Annotated in this window: 12 protein-coding genes and 1 riboswitch; of the genes, 9 read left to right on the top strand and 3 right to left on the bottom strand. The window is 39.6% G+C overall.

The window, feature by feature from the left end; translation table 11 throughout:
* Window positions 1-6: 6 nt before the first annotated feature.
* On the bottom strand, window positions 7-1,059 hold the full coding sequence (locus tag F580_RS0108205; RefSeq protein ID WP_026301334.1) for a methyltransferase: 1,053 nt from the start codon (window positions 1,057-1,059) through the stop codon (window positions 7-9).
* 167 nt (window positions 1,060-1,226) lie between these two features.
* Window positions 1,227-1,487, top strand: a riboswitch (Lysine riboswitch).
* 176 nt (window positions 1,488-1,663) lie between these two features.
* Between F580_RS0108205 and F580_RS0108200 the strand changes: the two genes are divergently transcribed.
* From F580_RS0108200 to F580_RS0108190, 3 genes are all read left to right on the top strand, one after another.
* Window positions 1,664-2,413 (top strand): 2,3,4,5-tetrahydropyridine-2,6-dicarboxylate N-succinyltransferase, encoded by a 750-nt coding sequence (locus F580_RS0108200; protein ID WP_019027232.1) that lies wholly within the window; start codon window positions 1,664-1,666, stop codon window positions 2,411-2,413.
* A 168-nt stretch (window positions 2,414-2,581) separates the two neighbouring features.
* A complete protein-coding gene (locus F580_RS0108195) occupies window positions 2,582-3,829 on the top strand; it encodes a PLP-dependent decarboxylase (protein WP_019027231.1) in 1,248 nt (415 codons plus the stop codon).
* A 45-nt stretch (window positions 3,830-3,874) separates the two neighbouring features.
* A complete protein-coding gene (locus F580_RS0108190; protein ID WP_019027230.1) occupies window positions 3,875-5,005 on the top strand; it encodes a succinylglutamate desuccinylase/aspartoacylase family protein in 1,131 nt (376 codons plus the stop codon).
* A 186-nt stretch (window positions 5,006-5,191) separates the two neighbouring features.
* Here the strand turns inward: F580_RS0108190 and traF are convergent, their stop codons facing one another.
* The gene (gene traF, locus F580_RS0108185) at window positions 5,192-6,457 is read right to left on the bottom strand and encodes a conjugal transfer protein TraF (RefSeq protein ID WP_019027229.1); all 1,266 of its coding nucleotides are present in this window, start codon (window positions 6,455-6,457) and stop codon (window positions 5,192-5,194) included.
* A 205-nt stretch (window positions 6,458-6,662) separates the two neighbouring features.
* Between traF and F580_RS0108180 the strand changes: the two genes are divergently transcribed.
* Together F580_RS0108180 and F580_RS0108175 are read left to right on the top strand one after the other, a co-directional pair.
* Complete coding sequence (locus F580_RS0108180) at window positions 6,663-6,986, top strand: hypothetical protein (RefSeq protein WP_019027228.1); 324 nt, start codon at window positions 6,663-6,665, stop codon at window positions 6,984-6,986.
* Window positions 6,987-7,111: 125 nt separating this feature from the next.
* A complete protein-coding gene (locus F580_RS0108175; RefSeq protein ID WP_019027227.1) occupies window positions 7,112-9,619 on the top strand; it encodes a TonB-dependent receptor in 2,508 nt (835 codons plus the stop codon).
* Window positions 9,620-9,711: 92 nt separating this feature from the next.
* On the opposite strand, the gene F580_RS0108170 is transcribed toward F580_RS0108175, so the two are convergent.
* Window positions 9,712-10,566 carry a CvfB family protein gene (locus F580_RS0108170; protein ID WP_019027226.1) on the bottom strand — a complete coding sequence of 285 codons (855 nt, stop codon included), beginning with the start codon at window positions 10,564-10,566 and terminating at the stop codon, window positions 9,712-9,714.
* A gap of 436 nt (window positions 10,567-11,002) precedes the next feature.
* Here F580_RS0108170 and F580_RS0108165 point away from each other — a divergent pair, with 436 nt between their 5' ends.
* The 4 genes from F580_RS0108165 to F580_RS0108150 all read left to right on the top strand — a co-directional run bounded on the left by F580_RS0108165 (window position 11,003) and on the right by F580_RS0108150 (window position 19,890).
* Window positions 11,003-12,214, top strand: a complete 1,212-nt coding sequence (locus F580_RS0108165) for an efflux RND transporter periplasmic adaptor subunit (RefSeq protein ID WP_019027225.1) — start codon at window positions 11,003-11,005, stop codon at window positions 12,212-12,214.
* A 2-nt stretch (window positions 12,215-12,216) separates the two neighbouring features.
* Entirely contained in the window at window positions 12,217-15,504 is a 3,288-nt protein-coding gene (locus tag F580_RS0108160; RefSeq protein ID WP_019027224.1) for an efflux RND transporter permease subunit, read from the top strand.
* Window positions 15,505-16,016: 512 nt separating this feature from the next.
* On the top strand, window positions 16,017-18,962 hold the full coding sequence (locus F580_RS0108155) for an ATP-binding protein (RefSeq protein WP_157443040.1): 2,946 nt from the start codon (window positions 16,017-16,019) through the stop codon (window positions 18,960-18,962).
* A 7-nt stretch (window positions 18,963-18,969) separates the two neighbouring features.
* Window positions 18,970-19,890: a hypothetical protein gene (locus F580_RS0108150; RefSeq protein WP_019027222.1), complete on the top strand. Its 921-nt coding sequence runs from the start codon at window positions 18,970-18,972 to the stop codon at window positions 19,888-19,890.
* Window positions 19,891-19,913: the final 23 nt, after the last annotated feature.

Genomic DNA, 19,913 nt, shown 5'->3' with positions numbered 1-19,913 from the left:
CCTTGATTACTTTGATGATAGCTGAGCTTGATAAATAGTAAACCCTTTCGCTTTGGTTATCACATGAGTCTCACCGATATGTGCTTGCATAATTGGCTGATAACGTAAAAAATTGTTGGCAACAATGGTGATTTTCCCTTGTTTGGTTAATCGTTTATTGATACCGGCTAAAAATTCCTCACTCGCTTGATAGTGCGTTTTAACCCCCTGATGAAAAGGAGGGTTAGAGACTACAAATTGATACTTTTCCTTAACGTCAGATAAGCTATTAGACGCAAAGACATGACCGGTCAAGCCGTTTAAGGTGAGTGTTTCTTGTGCCGATGTTAAGGCTAAGGCGCTGACATCTAGTAGTGATAAACGGGTATCGGTAAATTTCTTACCAATAAAGCAGCTAATGATGCCTGCACCACAGCCAAAATCGAGCGTATTTCCCGACATTTTTTCGGGAAGGTTACTGAGTAATAATTCAGTACCCGTATCAAGTTTTTGTTGACTAAAAACACCCGGTAGTGAAGCAATAGTAAGTGTAATACCTTCGACAGTAAGTTGATACTTCTTAAACCAGTCTGCTAAATTGAAGGTTTTAGATAGCTTTTCTGGCTGAAAAAACCCAACGAAAAGTAGGCAGTGCCGCGCTGCATCGACTTTCTGGCAATTTGATAATATTTCTTTGGTTAACTTCGGAGCCGATTGAATGCCGCCTTTTTTCTCGCCTACTAATAATATTTTTGTCTCTGCGGTTACACAGTGGGCAATCATCGCTAAAGTGAAGTTCAGCTCAGCTTTGCTTTTAGGAAAAGCAATGATAACGAGATCATGATGAATATTACTTTGATAAAAACTGGCGAATGTAGTGTTTACTTTGCTGCCATGCTTGTTGAGGAGTGCTTGATAATCAATGAAATTGGTATTGAAACAATGGATGTTAGTTGGCTGGTGTAGCTCAACATAAGCATCAATAAAACCATCTTCGGGTAAGTTAATTAACAATGGCGCTTTAGCAATGAGTAGCTCGCTATTACGCAACAAAACTTGGCTTGGATTCGACAATGACATAGGGCAATAAACAGAATAGGAACAAAGATTATATTCTACGGCAAATCAGTATAAGGAAATAGGGCTATTTGTTGTAAGTTAATTGAACCTCAATAAAAATAATGCTTAAATAGCAGACGTCCCTAATTCCAATTTAGTGGTTAAATAACTAACCATTAAATTTTAATAGGGCCAGAAGAGGAGCGTTAACCAGGTAATTACCGTTGTTTTGTTTGTATGGTGTTTTTAATACAGCCAAAAGCAGAGATCAAACTCTGTTGATAGTAATGAGGGGGATTAACGCCGAGATAAACAGTTATTTGATGGGCTGTTTATCGGTTGTTTACTTTATAACTTTTGTAGCGATGTAAAGTAGTGGGCTGAATCCCAACAACTGTCACTTTGAACAATAACCTTGACGGTTATTTAAGTGGGGAGCTTCTGGCCTTTGCATATTAGCCAAAATTTCAGCCCCGCTGTTGTTATGCTCTTCTTTGTAATTGCCCAGTCCTCCGCACTATGTATTGAGTTTTATTGATCAAGTGTGCTTTCGTATGCCTGTAATAATGCCCTCAGTACTCATTATTTTCTATCAATCTTTTATAGCAGAGAAGCGGAGTAACAAATGAACTGGCAAGATGTAATAGCGCAGTTGGAATCAGGTGTTTTACGAGCGGCAAATCAAGATGATGCCGGTAACTGGCATGTCAACATTGAAGTAAAGCAAGGTATTTTAGCGGCTTTTAAAGCAGGCAAGAATGTTGCTTTCAGTGATAACTATCAAGGTTTTGTTGATAAACATAACCTACCTGCTCGACAGTTTACCCCACAAGATGGTGTGCGTTTAGTGCCTGGAGGTTCATCGGTACGTGCGGGTGCCTATGTTGCTGAAGGCGTGATTATCATGCCGCCAGCGTATATTAATGTTGGCGCCTATGTTGATACTGGTACTATGGTTGATAGCCATGCGTTAATTGGCTCATGTGCACAAATAGGTAAAAATGTTCATGTTTCAGCTGCCGTACAAATAGGCGGTGTCTTAGAGCCGATTGGTGCAAGTCCGGTGATTATTGAAGATAATGCTTTCTTAAGTGCCGGCGTTGTTGTTGTTGAAGGTATTGTCGTTAAAAAAGGCGCGGTACTGGCACCGGGTGTCTCACTTTCTAAATCAGTGCCGGTTTATGACTGTGTAAACCAAGTGATGCGAGAAAAGGGTGCAGAAATTCCAGAGAATGCGGTGGTGGTTCCAGGTACTCGCCCGGTTAAAGGTGAGTGGGCACAAGCGCAAGGGTTAAACATGGCCTGTGCACTGATCGTGAAATATCGTGATGAACAGTCTGATGCCTCCCTTGAACTAGAATCAATTTTAAGATAATAGTTAGGGACAAATAAACTCGTTGCCGTAAAGCTCAACTTATTCGTCAATAGTACTCATTGATAGTCATCAACTCCGTACTTATTCCTTTAATTTGAGCTCCACAGCTTAGCGTTTATTTACCCCTGATCTAAATATATCTCGTTTAAAAATTTAAAAGAAAATATCATGACTACACCGACTTGGTTTGACCCCCGTATTGAAAATGCCCTGATTGAGCATGTATCTCCTGAAGATGAACAGGGTTACTTTGTCTATCAGCTTGATGCACTTAAAGCATATTTAGCGACTTTGCAGCAGCAAGATGTTATTAAATTATGGTTTGCCGTTAAAGCGAACCCGCTATCGAAAGTCATTCAAACCCTAGACCATGCGGGCTTTGATTTTGACGTGGCAAGTGCGGGAGAATTAACGCAAGTGCTGGCACAAGGAGTTGACCCCGGCCGAGTATTAAATACTGGACCGGCTAAATCTAAGCCGCAGTTAGCGGCTTTTGTCAAAAAGGGCGTTAATACCTTTGTGGTTGAGAGCCTAAATCAGCTTAATTGGTTAAATGAAGTGGTGCTTGAGCAGGCAATATCGGTTGATAAAGTTGTTAAGCCAAAAGTCTTGCTCAGAGTACAATTACAATGGCCTGAAGGTGAGAAAAATCCACTGGGTGGTAACAGTTTAACGCCATTTGGCCTATCTGTGTCTGAGTGGCAGAATATCCATGTTGATAGTTATCCCGCTTTAAACCTTTGTGGGTTACATATTTTTCAATGGGGAAATATGCTCAGTAATGAAAAAATGTTCTCACTTTGGTCGCAAATGGTGCCGCCATTATCTGATTTAGCTGACCGTATTGGCATGACTTTAGAGGTACTCGATTTAGGCGGTGGTTTAGGCATTGATTATTTAGCGCAAGGGCAGATGTTGTCGTGGTCTCAAGTTATTGAGGATTTAGCCGTTATCAAAGAAAAAGCGGGTGTTAAAGAGCTATGGCTCGAATTAGGGCGTTTTGCTGTGGCCGAATGTGGCTATTATGTTGTACCCGTTGTCGATAGAAAAATGAATTATGGCCAAGAACAATTAGTATTGGCTGCGGGTATCAATCATTTACTTCGCCCGGCAATTACCGACCAGCCTTTTCCGGTAAAGCTATTGCGAGCAGGTCAAACAGATGATGTTACTTCTACCCAGGCTTTTGATCTTCATGGTCCCTTATGTACCAGTATGGATACATTAGGCCATTTTGACTTACCTAATGACATTGCTGTCGGAGAAAAACTGGTATTTGGTTATTGCGGTGCTTATGGTTTTACTGAAAGTATGCCTTTTTTCCTATGCCATGAATTGGCCGCTGAATATGTTTACCAAGATGACCAACTCACTCAAGTTAGAGCAGCTAAACCTGCTTCATCTTATTTGGCATAGTTAAGAAATAGTTAGGCATAGTGAAAGCGAGTTAAGGAAATAATGATGAATAAATTTACCAAAGAAGTTATGTCCGTTGGTGAAATGGCGAGTGGCGCCAAACTAACGGTACCGGTTTATAGTTTCAAATCTGAAAACAATTCAGCAGCAAGTGTTTATATTCAAGCCAATATGCATGGCGCTGAAGTACAAGGTAATGCAGTTATCTTTCAGTTGCTTGAACTGCTGCAGCATTGTGATTTACGAGGTAATATCACCTTGGTACCTTATGCTAACCCTGTTGCGTGTAACCATAAAAATGGCGAGTACACCTTAGGGCGTTTTGATCCCATTACCGGGGTAAATTGGAATCGGATGTATCACTTTAATCAAAGTATGATTCAGCCCTTTGCGGAACAATATCTTGATGCGAATGAAGCAGACATAAGAGATGATTTTAAACGATTTTTGGTTACCGAGCTAGATCAAAAACTCGCGCACAATATCTGGGGCATAACGACAGGACAACGAATTGCTTACCAATTACAACGCCTTGCCCATCAGGCCGATATCGTTTTAGACTTACATACCGGGCCTATTTCAAGTAAGCACTTATATTGCCCTGAATATGCGCAAGCCAGTGCAGAATATTTCGATATTGAACATACCATCTTGATTGATAATGACTTTGGTGGCGCTATGGACGAAGCGACTTTTTGCCCATGGTGGAGCTTACAGCAGGCTTTTGAAAAGCTAGGGCGGAATTTTACTATGGGCAAGGGAGCATTCAAAAGGGAAAGTTTCACTGTTGAATTAGGCTCACAAGAGCAAATAGACCTAGATGTGGCTAAAGAAGATGCCTCAAGTATTCTGGCTTATTTACATTCCCAAGGTGTCATTGATAATCAACAATATCAGCCTAAAGCAATGACCCGTTATGCTTGTTACCTGAAAGATTATAAAGCCATATATTCGCCTATGGGCGGCATGGTAGATTACCTTGCTGAATTCGGTAAACCTTTAGCCGCAGGTGAACCTTTAGCAAGAATACTCCGTATGGATAACTATGGTGATGGTGAAGCCTTACATAATGTTTCGGTTGATGAGGATGTTATTCCTATTTTACATTTTGCTTCTGCCAGTGTTAATCAAGGCACTGAGCTTTATAAGGTGTTTTGTAATTACTTTAAGCTTTAATTTAGTTTTAATATCAGCACAACAAGCTCTAAAAAGATAAAAGCCGCTTCTGAATATTACTCATTAGCGGCTTTTATTCGCACCGAAGGGAACTCCGGTTTATAGGCTAAAACAAGGTGGCAGTTTATGATGTCACCCCGGTTGGATTACCGTATTATACCAAACGGATTAATTAGTCGGATGGTATTATATTTTCAAACTCAGTTGCAGAGCAGCACCAACGGTATCGTTATCACCCGTAAAGGCGGCAATATCAACGGCGAACACATCCCAAGGTGAAATACCAATACCTGCAGTATAAATATCATCGTCAATATCATTTAAATCAGTGCGATAGCCTAAGCGAAACTGAATGTGCTCATAGAAACGAAACTCAGCCCCGACACTCGCATACTTTGATGGCTCTAAAGAGGCAAAATGCTCCCTATCGGTTAAGTCTACTTCAGCAGCAAGACTAAGCCAGTCAATTTGATAGCTTAAACCGACGCTAGTGCTGCTTTTTAAAGTAAAGGTAATATCCTGTTCAACATGATGGACAGTTTGTTTGATCAAATTATTGGTGACCAGCGCTGCATGCCATTGACGCTCATCACCCCAGGCGATATAAAAACCTAAATCGATATTGGCACCACTTTCATCGGTGATATTTTCGTCGTTAGTTATTTCAAAATCATCATCATCAAACTCACTGATTTTTACGCGATTATAAAAAAGGTCAACACGTTGGTATTTTAACTTAGCACCAACACTTAAATCATAGTTGGCATGTTTTACTGCGGGATAAGCAGCCATAATGCCAGCTTCAGCAATTGAATAACCAACCGCTGTTGTTACCGACTTAAGGTCATCCAAATCTAAGTTACCGGATAAAACGGCGTCATTAAGTATTTTTTCATCGCCTTCGTCGTAATCTACAATGCCGCCCACGCGGCCATATTGATTGGTGAAAAAACCAATGCTTACATACTGGTTAGGTATCAATACTTGGAAGTTCACGCCGTTACGGATTTTAACGACTTTTTCATCGATCTTTTCCAGATCAGCAATGATGACATCAACTTGCTGATTTAAATCATCATAATATGTTTGAACTTGGCCTATTGACTGAAAGTTTTGCAGTTGGGAGCCGTTGATATCGTCGGATAGTTTATCGAGGTTGTTACTAATATCTTCTGCTGTATCGATAACATGGTATTTATCAGAAGCCATGATGCCAAAATTCAAAGAAAAGAAAACATCATCTTCTTGATCAAACCTGGTCAGTAAAGCAGGGTTACTGAGTGAAGAAGTAAAATCTTGAGTTAAACCGGTAAAACCTTGACCAGTACGCTTAGCAGTAAAACTCTCACTATAACTAGGTAGCGCAATGACGACTATGGGTAGTAATAATAATATGGGGTTGATTGAGCGTTTATAGGCTTTACTCCATGGGGTTTTTGCGAAAAGTGTCATAAAGATATCCTTGTATTCATTAGATAACATAACTACTCAATCCGATTGCAGGACAATAGCACTGGACAAAGTATAGCCTAGCTAGACTGTTTAGCATGGGCTCTTAGATGATATTAGCTATTATTACTGGCAGGGTGAGCATTAAGTTATTCAATTGCAGAAGCAATTATTGAGCTTAGCTATAAAGTGTTATATTATAACAACTATGAAATCTGTTTATCTTAAACATCAGCGTCAATTTAATAAGCGACAAATTCGCCAGAGTATTCTGACGCTTTTACTCTTTTGTGCGGCTTTCTTTGCCCACAGTGAGCACTACTCCCAGGCTGAATTGGAAGTTGTATCAACTTTTGAACAACATGATTGTCATTTATGCCAACAGGGTATTGATTCCCCTCCAAGCCCTATTGGGCTGTACTTAGTTTCAACGAGTATCATTCACCTTAAAAAGATCCGCATTATCGATATAGCGATCGCTGCCACAGCCTATGTGTCACCGCTATTAAGAGCACCACCCATTTCTCTGTAAATTTTTAACCTGTGTTTAATCGTCAAGTATGCCTAGTCAAATAAGGCCATGCTTGCTTTAGCTATTTTTTTGCCAATAAAGTGTTGGTAAATAGCCTCTCCAGAAAAATTTTCGGAAACCAATTTATGTCTTTTTTTGTCACTCAAAAGAGTATCACTACTCAAATAAAACGCCCGGTAAAAGAAATTATCAATGCGAGTGTATTTTCAGCTTTAGGCGCTATGTTATGTTTTAGTCAAGTCAGCTTTGCTCAGCAAGTATCGGGCGTGGTGCTAAATAAACAAGGAAAACCTATTCAAAACGCTACCATTGAATTAGGTAGTGAATTACAGAAAACCCGTTCAAATGCTCAAGGCGTTTTCAGCTTCAGTGATGTTAAGCAAGGTGCTTTTGAGCTGCACATCAGTGCTAAAAACTATGGTCACAGTAATCACCAAATAACGGTAGCTGAAAATAATATTTCCAACATCAATATAACGCTATCTGCGTCAGTGATGGAAGTGATTGATGTACACGCAACGCCTTTACATACCTCCTCAATAGAGTCTGCTTTACCTATTAATGTGATCAGTGGCGATGAATTGAAAATGAAACAGTCGTCAACTTTGGGCGAAACTTTGAAAAATGAAGTTGGCGTTCACTCAAGCTATTATGGCCCTGTTGCCAGTAGTCCTATTATTAGAGGCTTGGACGGCCCAAGAGTACTGATTACCCAAAATGGCTTGGATGTTGGTGATGCCTCGCGGGTTGGCCCTGACCATGTGGTCGCCACGGAAACTAGCACGGCAACTCAAATAGAGGTATTACGTGGCCCGGCGACACTGTTCTATGGCAGTGGCGCTATTGGCGGTGTGGTTAATGTTGTTGATAACCGGGTGCCGACGAGCAATGAGAATGAAGTTGATTACTTGTTACAATATAACGATGTTTCCAATGAACAGCAGGCGTCAATAAATATCCAAACGGGAAAGGATGATTTCGCCTTTCATTTTGATGGTTTTCTACGTGATTCTAATGATTACAAACTAGCCGGACCGGCGGATATACATGATGATGGTCATGGAGACGAACATGGAGACGAACATGGCGATGACCATCATGAAGATCACTCCGATGTTCGTCTTGAAAATAGTGCCGCAACTGCCAGTGGCGCGACATTAGGAGCAAGCTATTTATTTGATAATGGTTTTATCGGCTTCTCTTATGGTTTTATCAATAGAGAATACGGTATTCCTGGGCATAGCCACGGTGAAGAACATGAAGGTGAACACTCTCAAAACTTAGCCATCAACGACAATGATGAAGGCGTTTACGCAAAAATGCAGCAAGATAGGTGGCAGGTGCTGGGTGAATATAATTTTGAGCAGCAATTCATCAACAAGGTTGCCACAAAGTTTGCTTATAGTGACTATCAGCACGAAGAAATAGAGTCAGGTTTAGTGGGAACAACCTTCAGTAATAAAAGTACTGAAGCACGTATTGACCTATTCCATCAGAATTTCTTTGGCTGGCAAGGCGCATGGACATTACATTATAAGTCATCGGACTTTAAAGCGTTGGGAGAGGAAGCTTTCGCTCCACCATCAAGATCGGACATGTTCGCAGCAGCTTGGTTAGAGGAAAAGCATTTTGGCCCAGTATTATTGCAATTAGGCGCTAGAATAGAGCAAGTAAATATCGATGCTGATGATAGTCTTATTGGTTTTGAAGGTGAACACGGCTCGCATACTGAGCCTTCAGCGCATGATCATCATGAAACCTTAATTACTTTCGAGCAACAATCATTTACGCCTATTAGTGCTTCAGCGGGTTTAGTCTGGGATTATCAATCAGGTTATAACCTAGGGCTATCATTAGCATTATCACAACGTGCAGCCTCTTCTGGGGAGCTATTCTCTTTCGGTCCACACATTGGTACTAATACCTTTGAAGTGGGTGCTATGTTTGATGTTCATCAAGAGGGTGATGATATTCATGTCGAGTTAGCAGAGCAAGCACCGAGCGTTGAAACGTCACTTAATTTAGACGTCACCTTACGAAAGTTTAACGGTGATTTTGGTTATGTGGTTAGCGCCTTCTATAACCGCATTGATGACTATTATTATCAGCAAGATACCGGTTTGTTTTTTGTTGAAGATCATGGACATGCCAGTGAGAATGAAGCTGAACAAGGGCTACCTATTTTAGTTTATCAACAAGATGATGTGGAAATGTACGGCGCTGAAGCAGAGTTTATCTACCAAGTAACCTCTTCATTGAAAACAAGTTTAATCGCGGACTATATTCGTGCTCGGTTGGTGAATGCAGATGAAAATGATAACTTGCCTCGTATTCCACCTATGCGTATTGGCGCTATTTTTAATTACCAAGCAGATAGCTTTGATAGTGAACTCAGTGTCAGTCATTACTTTGAGCAAGATGATATTGCTGAGTTAGAAACAGCAACGGATAGTTATACTATGGTTGATGCCAACATCAACTATTATATCGCTGGCGTAGGTGATGATTTAACGGTGTACTTGAAGGGACAAAACCTTACTAATGAGCATGCAAGGGTACATTCGTCATTCTTAAAAGAGATCGCACCATTACCGGGACGAAACTTAAGTATTGGGGTTAGAGGTAGCTTTTAACGTTGTTTTGTTCATTATCGCATGGCTAAATTAGCAGACACAAAAAAGGGTGGTAACTTAGTTACCACCCTTTTTTGTTATCTCAATATCGCTTAAACTAACTTGATACCGTCTTTGATGATAGCAATTTTACCATTTTTCAGTAGGTTACCAACGGTTGCTTTAAAGGTTTTTTTGCTCACCCCTAACGTTCTTTGAATCAGTTCTGGCGAACTTTTATCGTGTAGTGAGGTTACGCCGCCTCTATCAGCAATATGCGCGAGTAATTTTTCAGAGAAATCATTGACTTTATTTTTACTGCCACGGGTTAGAAGCAAATCTAAACGGCCATCTTCTCGCACTTGTTTAATATAGCCGGTGATCTGTTTGCCGACTCTAAGGTGCTGGAAAATTTCATTGTCGTAAAGTAATCCCCAATGTAGATCATTGACAATGGCCTTAAAACCTAAGTCTGTTTTACCGCCAATAATAAGGTTAACTTTGTCACCTTGTTGGTATTCTGCTGGCCAAATATCAATAAATTTATCTAACTTACTCGAAGCGGCAATACGGTCCGTTGTTTGGTCGAGGAAGACCCTAACTAAATAGTATTTACCGACTTCCATCGCGGTATGCTGTTGGTTATACGGCACTAATAAATCTTTTGGTAAGCCCCAATCAAGAAAAGCGCCCATTTTATTCACTTGAATAACTTTCAGAGAAACAAACTCACCCACTTGCGCTAATGGCGTGGTAGTCGTAGCAACAAGTCTGTCTGCAGAATCGGCATAAATAAAGACCTTAATACTCAAACCAACTTGGCAATTTTCTGGTAAGTAACGTTTAGGCAGTAATATTTCACCCAAGTCACCCGCATCTACATAAGCGCCTTGGTCCGTCATGGCGACAATATTAAGCTGATTGAATTTACCAATACTTGCTTGGGTTGTTACTTGAGAGTCTGTCATAGGAAGCGCCGTGGGATAAATTAATCCTATTGTAACGCATTCACCAGGGGATACCCAAGGATTTCAATAATCTTGATGACATATTGCTAAGTAGTGAAATAGACAAAGAAATTACAAATGGCAATGAAAGCGGTAAAACCTAAATGATAATTATCTGACTATGAAAATTATAAAAACATTGAGAGCAGCTTTACATGCAGAGGTTTTATATCATGTTGATAATAAAGTGATTTCATAGTATTTATTATGCTTTTTATAGTCAGGTCCTTATTTTGCTACGAAGCTTGTAATACTGAGTTACATCTTTGTTGTTATTTGTAATTGAAAATTGGTTATTCTAGCGGGATAAAATAAACATAAATTTGCCAGCAATAACGCACCAGAGCAAATAAAAAATATAAAAAATATAAAACTTTTAAAAAATAAAGGATTAAAAGTGGCCACTAAAAAACAAATTATTATACCTATTGTCATCTTAGCTACCGGCATCGCCGCTATGGTGGGTTTTTCTAGTATGAAAAAACCGCCAGAAGAAAAGCCGGAAGTAGATAACACGCCAATTGTTGCCGTTAGCGAAATATCTGTGGCGCCAATGACCTTAGAAGTCAGTTCATACGGTATCGTTAAGCCTAAATATGAAACGCAATTAATTGCCCAAGTTAACGGTGAAATCGTTGAGTTAAGTGATACCTTCGTTCGTGGTGGTTTTATAAAAAAAGGTCAATTACTGGCTCGTATTGACCCAAGTGATTACCAGGCCGCACTGATTGATGCCCAAGCTGATATGGCTACCGCCAGAGCCGCTTTAGAAAAGGAGCTTGCCCAGGGTAAAGTGGCAGAGCGTGAATGGAAGCAGATTACCGATACTTCACCCACTGAATTAAGTTTACGAAAGCCGCAACTAGCACAAGAGCTTGCACGAGTGAAATCGGCACAAGCTTCTATTTTACGCGCTGAACGTAACCTTGAGCGTACCGAAATTCGCGCACCTTATAACGCAATGATTGAGAGTAGGGATATAGGCTTAGGATCTTTTGTTAGCATGGGCACTAAAATTGGTCACGTATTAGGTACCTCGATTGCTGAAGTACGTTTACCTGTTGCAGATAATCAACTGCAGTTTTTGATCGACCAAGGGGTGGCCGCAGATGTTAATTTAAATGGCGTTTTTGCTGGGCAATCTACCCAATGGCAAGCAAAAATTAGCCGCAGTGAAGGCGTTATTGATAATACCAGTCGCATGAGTTATTTGGTTGCAGAAATACATGACCCGTACCGATTAAAATCAGCAAATGATTTGATTTCACCTTTACGTTTTGGCAGTTATATCAATGCTGAAATTATTGGTATTAAAATAGCGCAAGCCAGTGTTGTACCAAGGTATTTAGTCGTTAATGGCAAAATTGCTCTTTTAGACAGTGAGTCAAAACTACATTACGTAGTCATTGATATTGTTCGTCAACAAGGCAGCAAAGTGATTATTTCTAATGGTTTAGTTGAGGGAGACCGTATGATCTCTTCTGCATTAAATTACCCTGTTGAGGGCATGAAGTTGGCGTTAGCTACCGATGAAACTACCTTAGAAGAAACAGACCTTGAAGTAGAAGGTGAGACTCAAATGGCAAGTAACCTAGAGTCAGGGGAATAGTAATGAGCTCTCATGACACTTTAACCAACGAAAAAAATGATAATGAGAACTTAAACAGGCCTCATGATGATATTGATACCAATAAAGGTTTAATTGCTTGGTTTGCCCGTAATAGCGTTGCTGCTAACTTACTGATGTTTTTTATCTTAATTGGTGGCAGCCTAACGGCGCTAACCATTAATAAACAAATGTTTCCTCAGCTAGAGATCAACTGGATCTCTTATTCGGCACCTTATCCTGGCGCGGCACCACAAGAAGTTGAAGAAGGCATTACCATTAAAGTTGAGGAGGCACTTAAATCGGTGCAAGGCCTCAAGCGAGTGATCACTTACTCTAACCGAAACTATTCTAATGGTTGGTTTGAGGTTGAGCTTGATTATGATCCGCAAGTTGTACTGGAGGAAGTGAAATCAGCCATTGATGCTATTCCGAGTTTTCCAGATGGCATGGAAAGAATCAAAGTTGAACGAGAGAAGTTCCGTCAAGAAGTCATGTATATTTCACTTTATGGTGATTTAACTAATAGCGAGTTGAAAGAGCTAGGTCGTACAATTCATAATGAAATACAACAACTTCCCGGGATCAGTATTTCTGAGTTATACAGTGGCTTAGGCTATGAAATCTCTATTGAAGTCAGTAAAGACAAATTACGTGAATATAACTTATCTTTTAAAGATGTAGCCAATGCTGTTCGTGGCCATTCTCGTAATATGTCGGCAGGTCAAATTCGCGCAGAAAATGGTTATATTAATTTAAGGGTGGAAAACCAAGCCTATCGTGGCCATGAGTTTGAAGAAATTCCGGTTATCACCCTAGAAGATGGCACGAAAGTACTGTTAGGTGATATTGCCACCATCAATGATGGCTTTGAAGAAGGTTTACAGTATTCTAAGTTTAATGGTCAAAACTCAATCACTATTTTTATTGGTGCTTCAGATAATCAAAGCATCACTAAGATTGCCGATATAATGAATCGTTATGTTGATGATAAATCAGCAGAGTTACCAGAGAGTGTTAAATTAGAAACCTGGGTTGATATGACTTACTACCTCAATGGTCGTTTGAACATGATGCTCGACAACATGCAAAGTGGTGCGGTATTAGTCTTTTTAATGTTGGCGTTATTTTTACGTGTCCGTTTAGCTTTCTGGGTAATGATGGGCCTACCGGTCTGTTTCTTGGGTACCTTATTATTCATGCCGATGGAATTTATCGGTGTCACTATCAATGTTATTAGCTTATTTGCCTTTATTTTGGTGCTGGGTATTGTCGTTGATGATGCCATTGTTATGGGGGAAAGTGCCCATGATGAGATTGAAGAACACGGACATACCACAGACAATGTCATTCGTGGGGTAAAACGTGTCGCTATGCCAGCTACCTTTGGCGTGCTTACCACTATCGCTGTGTTTATGCCTTTCCTGTTTGGTGAAGGACCTTCTGCTGCGTTTGGCAAAGCCATTGGTGGCGTGGTGGTTTTATGTCTTATATTTTCATTGATTGAATCAAAACTCATTTTACCGGCGCATTTGGTTAAAATGAAACCTAAAGTTAAGAATTTAAAACTTAAGAAATTGAAAGAGTATGGTTTCTTTTGGTTCTTTCAATATCCTTTGGATAGAATCACTCAAGCAGTAGACAAGCTTCGAGCAGTCATTGATAAAAACCTGAAGGCCTTTATCTACAATGTTTATCGTCCTGCTTTAATCGTGTTTATTGAATATCGGTATGCAGTGCTGATGTTTTTTATTAGTTTGATGCTACTTAGTGCCGGCTTATTTGGTGGTGGTTTAGTTCGTTATGTTGGTCAACCTAAAATTCCTCATGATTTTCCACGTATTACTGTTGAAATGAATATAGATGCCTCGGAAACCGCGACTTTAAATACCCTACTAAGTATTGAAAGTATTGTTCATAAAATTGATCAAGATATTGAAAAGCAATATGGCAATTCAATGATCGCCGATATGCAAGTCGATTTACGTAGCAGAACTAACGGTCAATTGATGGTCAAGCTTGTTATTCCAAAAGAAAGAGCAATCAACACTTTTGAACTCGCTGAACTATGGCGTAATGCTATACCCGATTACCCTGGTCTTAAATCCTTAACCATTAGCGATAATTTATTTGGCGGTGGCAGAGATGATGGTGATATTGCCTTTAGACTAGAAAGTAAAGATGATGCTCAGCTACTGGCGGCGGCACAAGAATTGAAACTGAAACTTAATTCGCTTAAAGGTGTCGGTGATGTCAATGATTCGCGTCAAACCAGCGCCCAAGAAGTTCAATTTGAATTAAAACCATTAGCTTATTCATTGGGTTTAACACTCGCTGATATTGCCTCGCAAGTGAGTTATAGCTTTTATGGCTTAGAAGCGCAGCGTATTTTGCGTGATAGTGAAGAGGTTAAAGTCATGGTGCGTTATCCTCTTGAGCAACGCAGCAGTGTTGGTCATGTTGATGATGTGATGATCCAAGCGCCTAATGGTGCAGAACTGCCTTTGTCTGAGTTAGCTGAAATTCTTTTGACTGATGGTGTTACGCGTATTCGTCGTGAAAATGGCAATCGTACTATTAATGTTTGGGCCAGTGTTGATGCTGAGCAAGTAGAGCCTTTTGAACTCGCTAAAGATATCCGTGATAATTTTGTCCCTCAGTTATTACGAAAATATCCACTAGTAAAAAGTCAAGTATCTGGACGTATCCAAGAAGAGATGGATGGTGCAGCGGAACAATTCCGTGACTTAATGATCTCATTGATCGTCATATTTTCATTGTTGGCAATACCATTAAAGTCTTACTCACAAGCTGTCATGATCATGGTAGTTATTCCTTTTGGCATTATCGGCTCAGTATTCGGACATTTAATCTTAGGCATGGATTTAAGTGTATTATCCATGTTTGGTATTGCGGCTGCAGCAGGGGTGGCCGTTAATGACTCTTTAGTGATGGTCGATTTTGTTAATAAGGCAAGGCAACGCGGTGAGCGCTTAAAAGATGCGGTTATCCATGCGGGTACTAAGCGTTTTCGTGCCATCATGTTAACGTCGGCCACTACCTTTATTGGCTTAGTACCTATTATTTTCTTTGAAACAAGTGCCCAGGCACAAATAGTGATTCCAATGGCTGTTTCATTATCCTTTGGTGTACTGTTTGCCACAATCGTTACTTTAGTCTTGATACCAAGTTTATATTTGATTATTGAAGACATAAAACAGCTATTTTCTCGTAAGAAAAATAAGCAAATTGCAGCTGATTTAACTGCTGAAAAAGAGCTAGCCTCTAGTTAATAGCTAACTTAGTAGGTTGGTTTCGTTAGCGCTTACAGCTAAATATAAGGCCATGTTAATCATACAAGTTGATTAACATGGCCTTTTTTATAGGTGATATTTTTGTCATTAAATTTAATACCATTTTGATTAAATTTCTTCCCTATTCAGAGCTACATTGGTGAGCTTAGAGCAAACAAAATTTGTTAAACATAGTTATTCTATATTTCATTAATTGTGTGATGTTATCAGTTTATCAATGAGCTCCCAAGGGCGAGTTTAAAAGGCGTAAATGCGGCGTTATTAATTTTGACAAGGGAATAACCATTCTCATCAATCAATGCCTTGCCTCTAAGCCTTTTAATTCTCGCTGAGTGGGAAAGAACTTAATCAAATTGGTATAATATGTTAAAGCAGATTTATAGATATGATGTTTTTGATAACAATTAATGCTATAAATGACCTTTCTTTATTGCTGTTATTAATATCACAGTAATCAAATATTTATGGAATATTGAGTCCCAATTAGCCTTATGATGGAACGATTAAAGCAATCACTACTTGTTATCTCTATTGTCGGATCTATCGGTGTAGGTATATTTCAGCAAGCTTTTGCACAGGACACTAAAGTCGATCAGCTATTAGCCGAAATTAAGCAGCTAGCGAACAAAGAAAGCTCCCTGACAAAGTTATCCTTACTCTTAGCTACGGCTGATTTGAGTGCCTCCGCTAAGGTAGATATTTTATTACAGCAGGCAAAAACTTTTTTCACTTTAGATCAATACTATGATGCTTTGAAATCGGCTAAACAAGCACAGAAAATTGCCCAGCAAGCAATGTTACCAGAAGCCGAAGCTCGGGCTAATAAACTGCAAGGCATTATTTATTATTACCAAGGTGAGTTAAAACCAGCGTTAAAGGCCTATAGACTATCATTAGTTTATTATGAAGCTAACCAAGCTGTCGATACAGCTTTACTCTCAATTAAACGCGCTAACTTACTGAATAACATGGCTTTGGTGTATATTGATCTTGGGCAGCCAAACCTAGCCTTATTAAGTTATCAAGAGGCTGAGCCTTTATATGCTCGTTATGGCGATGAAGAAGATAAAATTGATGTTCGATTTAATATTGCTATTTTGCATATTAGTTTAGGTCACTTTGATAGTGCTATTGATATGTTGACGGTAACGATAGCAAAGCGACTAAAACTTAAAGATGGCCATGGTGTAGCGGCGGCAAGGGCGACGTTGGGCACTGCATATAAACACTCAGGGCAAATTGAGTTAGCTAAAGAAAAATTTTTAGCAGCGCTCAGCTACTTTCAAAAACACGACTATCAGCATGATATTGCTTCTCAGATGCATAATTTAGCTGAAATATATAATGATAGCTTTAATGTCAAACAAGCGGTGTATTATGCTCAAAAAGCACTTTTGTTAAGTGAAAAAGTTGGTCATCAAAAAGCCTACGCGGGCAGTTTACATAGCTTAGCTAAAGCCTCTTTTTACTCGGGTGAACTAGCGCAAGCTAAGCAATATATCGAGCAATCGACCATCGTTGCTACCAAGAAAAACTATCAAAATATACTGGATGATAATTTAGCCATGTCGGCACTGATAAATGCAGGGCAACAAAAATTTGTTGCCGCCCTGACTGAGCAACAAAATTATATAAAAATCACCCGCATTAAATCTAATACTAAGCTTAATGAGCAGTTAGCAAAATTTGAATCAGCACAACTTAACCAGAAAATTGTTCAACTTGAGCAGCAACGAAAGCTACAAGACCTAGAGTCCGTTAAAGTCGAGCAGCAACGCAACCTTATTATTTTAACGTTAGTGTTGGTGTTGGTCGTGGTGTTTTTTATCTATCGTCGTTATCTAGGCAAACGTTTAACCAAAGAGTTAGAGTTGCGCGTTAAACAGCGTACCCGTGAACTTGAAGAGTTAACACAAGAATTAGAAAAAGCTAACGAAGTTAAAAGTCAGTTCCTTGCCAATATGAGCCACGAAATTCGTACGCCACTCACCGCTATCGTTGGTCATGCAGAAGCCATTATTCATGACGATATTGATAAAGACAAAGTACAACAAGATATTGAAGTAATCCATGGCAATAGCCTGCATTTACTCGATCTTATTAATGATATTTTGGATTTAAGCCGTATTGAAGCCAATAAGTTTACTCTAGAAATACAGTCCCTGGATCTAGCCGAGTTAATTCAGGATTTATCGAATACCTTTACCAGCCAAGCGCAGCTGAAAGGTTTAGACTTTATTGTTGAGCACCAGTTATCACTGCCTTTTATTATTCAGGTGGATAGCTTACGTTTAAAACAAATCTTAATTAACCTATGCGCCAATGCGATTAAGTTTACCGAAAAGGGCCAAGTGACACTGACTATTGCTTGGCAAGAGCAGCAGCTAAGCTTTACCGTCGTTGATACCGGTATTGGCTTGAGCAAAGAGAACTTAGCGCAGGTATTTGAAATTTTCACTCAGGCAGATAACAGTATTAGTAGACGATTTGGTGGCTCTGGCCTTGGTCTTACTTTATCTAATCAGCTAGCAAAGCTAATGTTAGGTCGTATCACGGCAACCAGTAAGTTAGGTCAGGGCAGTAGTTTTTGTTTAGCTTTACCTTGTCAGCATTATAGCAATCAGCCGATAAACGCTTCAAACCATGCCGGCGATAAAGCTTTAGCCAATTCGGCTTTAGATGATAATTACGATCACCTCTTCAAGGGAAAAATCCTCTTAGCTGAAGATCATGATGATAACCGCCGGTTAATTACCCGCTTGCTGACCAGTCTTGGTCTTGAAGTTATCGTCGCTAAAAATGGTAAAGAAGCGGTAAAGCTTTGCGTGCAACACCAGCCCCATTTGGTTTTTTTAGATATTCAAATGCCAGAAATGGATGGTGTTGAAGCATTTAAAGCACTGCGTGCTTTAGGCTGTAATCAAGCCATTTATGCTTTAACCGCCAATGCAATGTCACACGAAGTGAGCAATTATCTAGCGCTTGGCTTCACTGGCCATCTAAAAAAACCCATTGAAAGAAAACACTTTATTGCCATTATCGCAAAATATTTTACCGATACCAATAAGAGCGATGCAGCTGATAACCAGCATGGACAATACGCATTGAGCGAAAGTGAGCTTAGCGACAGAGCCGCACAGACTTTAGCGCAAGTTGATTTGAGCGATTTAGTGACTGAGTTTAAGGCTAATTTAAGCCAGGTTAAACGAGAACTGATACTTTATAATGAACAGGTTAATTTAGATAAACTTACTCAAGTTGCTCACAGTTTAGCGGGAGCTGCACAGATGTTTGGTTTTATTGAGCTTAACCAAGCAGCACAAGAATTAGAGCGTATAATTAAGCAAGAGCTTATCGCGGATAATGCCAATCATGTATTAATTAGTGACTTGAATCATTGTTTAGTAGATGAAATTAACTTGATTGAACAGCAGTAAGAAACTTATGATAAAACAATTTTCGTATTCACAGGCTTTATTGGCGGCAGCCATAGCCTTTTTAGCTTGGTCATTATTCAAGTTTACCCTGCAGGTGCCCGCCATTCTCAGTGTCATTGAGAAAACCAGCCAAACAGTCGACTCAGTAAGTCCTAAGATTGATGATATAGTTGCTGAAGTTGCGTTGGTGAGAATAGAGGTTGGTGAAGTAAGGTTACTGCTTTCACAACAAACACCGGCTATTTTATCGCAAGTAGAGGCCTCCCTTCCTGTGATACAGCAAGTGGTCGCTGAAAGTGAATATTATTCAAGACAATTACCAGCACTTTTAGAACAGATTGCTAGCATTGAACAGCAAGTAACAATATTGCAAGAATCGATGCCAGCAATACTTCTACGTGTTGATTCTGTGGTCAAAACTACAAACAATACCACAGCTGAAGCCGCGAATTGGCGACCTCACTCTACTCTATACCTAAACGAAATCGAACTATCTCGAGAATATATTCCGCAGTATCTTACCCGCATAGAAAGAACTATTGTTGATGCTAAAACAATTGGTTCAGAAGCCAGTAGCGGCATTGTTTCAGGATTTTTTAAAGGTGTAATTTCTCTACCATTTGAGATGGTTGCTGGTTTAACAGGTATTGTTGATAAGGATTCTCGTTCGGCTAAGTACTTAACGGCTGAAGATGTTGCTTTGATGCAAGAAAAAGTTATCGCTTTACTGAATGATAACTATCAAAAGAAAACTATTTGGCAAAATGTTAAAAGCGGTAACCGTGGCACCATAATTAAAGGTAAAACCATGACCCGTAATAAACAGCAGTGCCTCAATGTTACTTTTAATAACCATTTCGGTAGCGATAAAGAAACACTGACAGAGATAATGTGTATTGATGAGAAGGGCTTATGGAAAGTGATTTAGGCTTTTACTGCCTTCATCATGGT

The sequence above is a fragment of the Colwellia piezophila ATCC BAA-637 genome (assembly GCF_000378625.1).
GTDB classification, from domain to species: Bacteria; Pseudomonadota; Gammaproteobacteria; order Enterobacterales; family Alteromonadaceae; genus Colwellia; species Colwellia piezophila.
The sequence above is the reverse complement of the archived record's forward strand: the minus strand, read 5'-3'. Positions and strand labels throughout refer to the sequence as shown.

Coding starts and splice junctions, on each gene's coding strand:
- F580_RS0108170 (WP_019027226.1), bottom strand. CDS start 10,566: ATGACAGACTCTCAAGTAACAACCCAAGCAAGTATTGGTAAATTCAAT.
- F580_RS0108155 (WP_157443040.1), top strand. CDS start 16,017: ATGATGGAACGATTAAAGCAATCACTACTTGTTATCTCTATTGTCGGA.
- F580_RS0108200 (WP_019027232.1), top strand. CDS start 1,664: ATGAACTGGCAAGATGTAATAGCGCAGTTGGAATCAGGTGTTTTACGA.
- traF (WP_019027229.1), bottom strand. CDS start 6,457: ATGACACTTTTCGCAAAAACCCCATGGAGTAAAGCCTATAAACGCTCA.
- F580_RS0108150 (WP_019027222.1), top strand. CDS start 18,970: ATGATAAAACAATTTTCGTATTCACAGGCTTTATTGGCGGCAGCCATA.
- F580_RS0108205 (WP_026301334.1), bottom strand. CDS start 1,059: ATGTCATTGTCGAATCCAAGCCAAGTTTTGTTGCGTAATAGCGAGCTA.
- F580_RS0108175 (WP_019027227.1), top strand. CDS start 7,112: ATGTCTTTTTTTGTCACTCAAAAGAGTATCACTACTCAAATAAAACGC.
- F580_RS0108190 (WP_019027230.1), top strand. CDS start 3,875: ATGAATAAATTTACCAAAGAAGTTATGTCCGTTGGTGAAATGGCGAGT.
- F580_RS0108160 (WP_019027224.1), top strand. CDS start 12,217: ATGAGCTCTCATGACACTTTAACCAACGAAAAAAATGATAATGAGAAC.
- F580_RS0108195 (WP_019027231.1), top strand. CDS start 2,582: ATGACTACACCGACTTGGTTTGACCCCCGTATTGAAAATGCCCTGATT.
- F580_RS0108180 (WP_019027228.1), top strand. CDS start 6,663: ATGAAATCTGTTTATCTTAAACATCAGCGTCAATTTAATAAGCGACAA.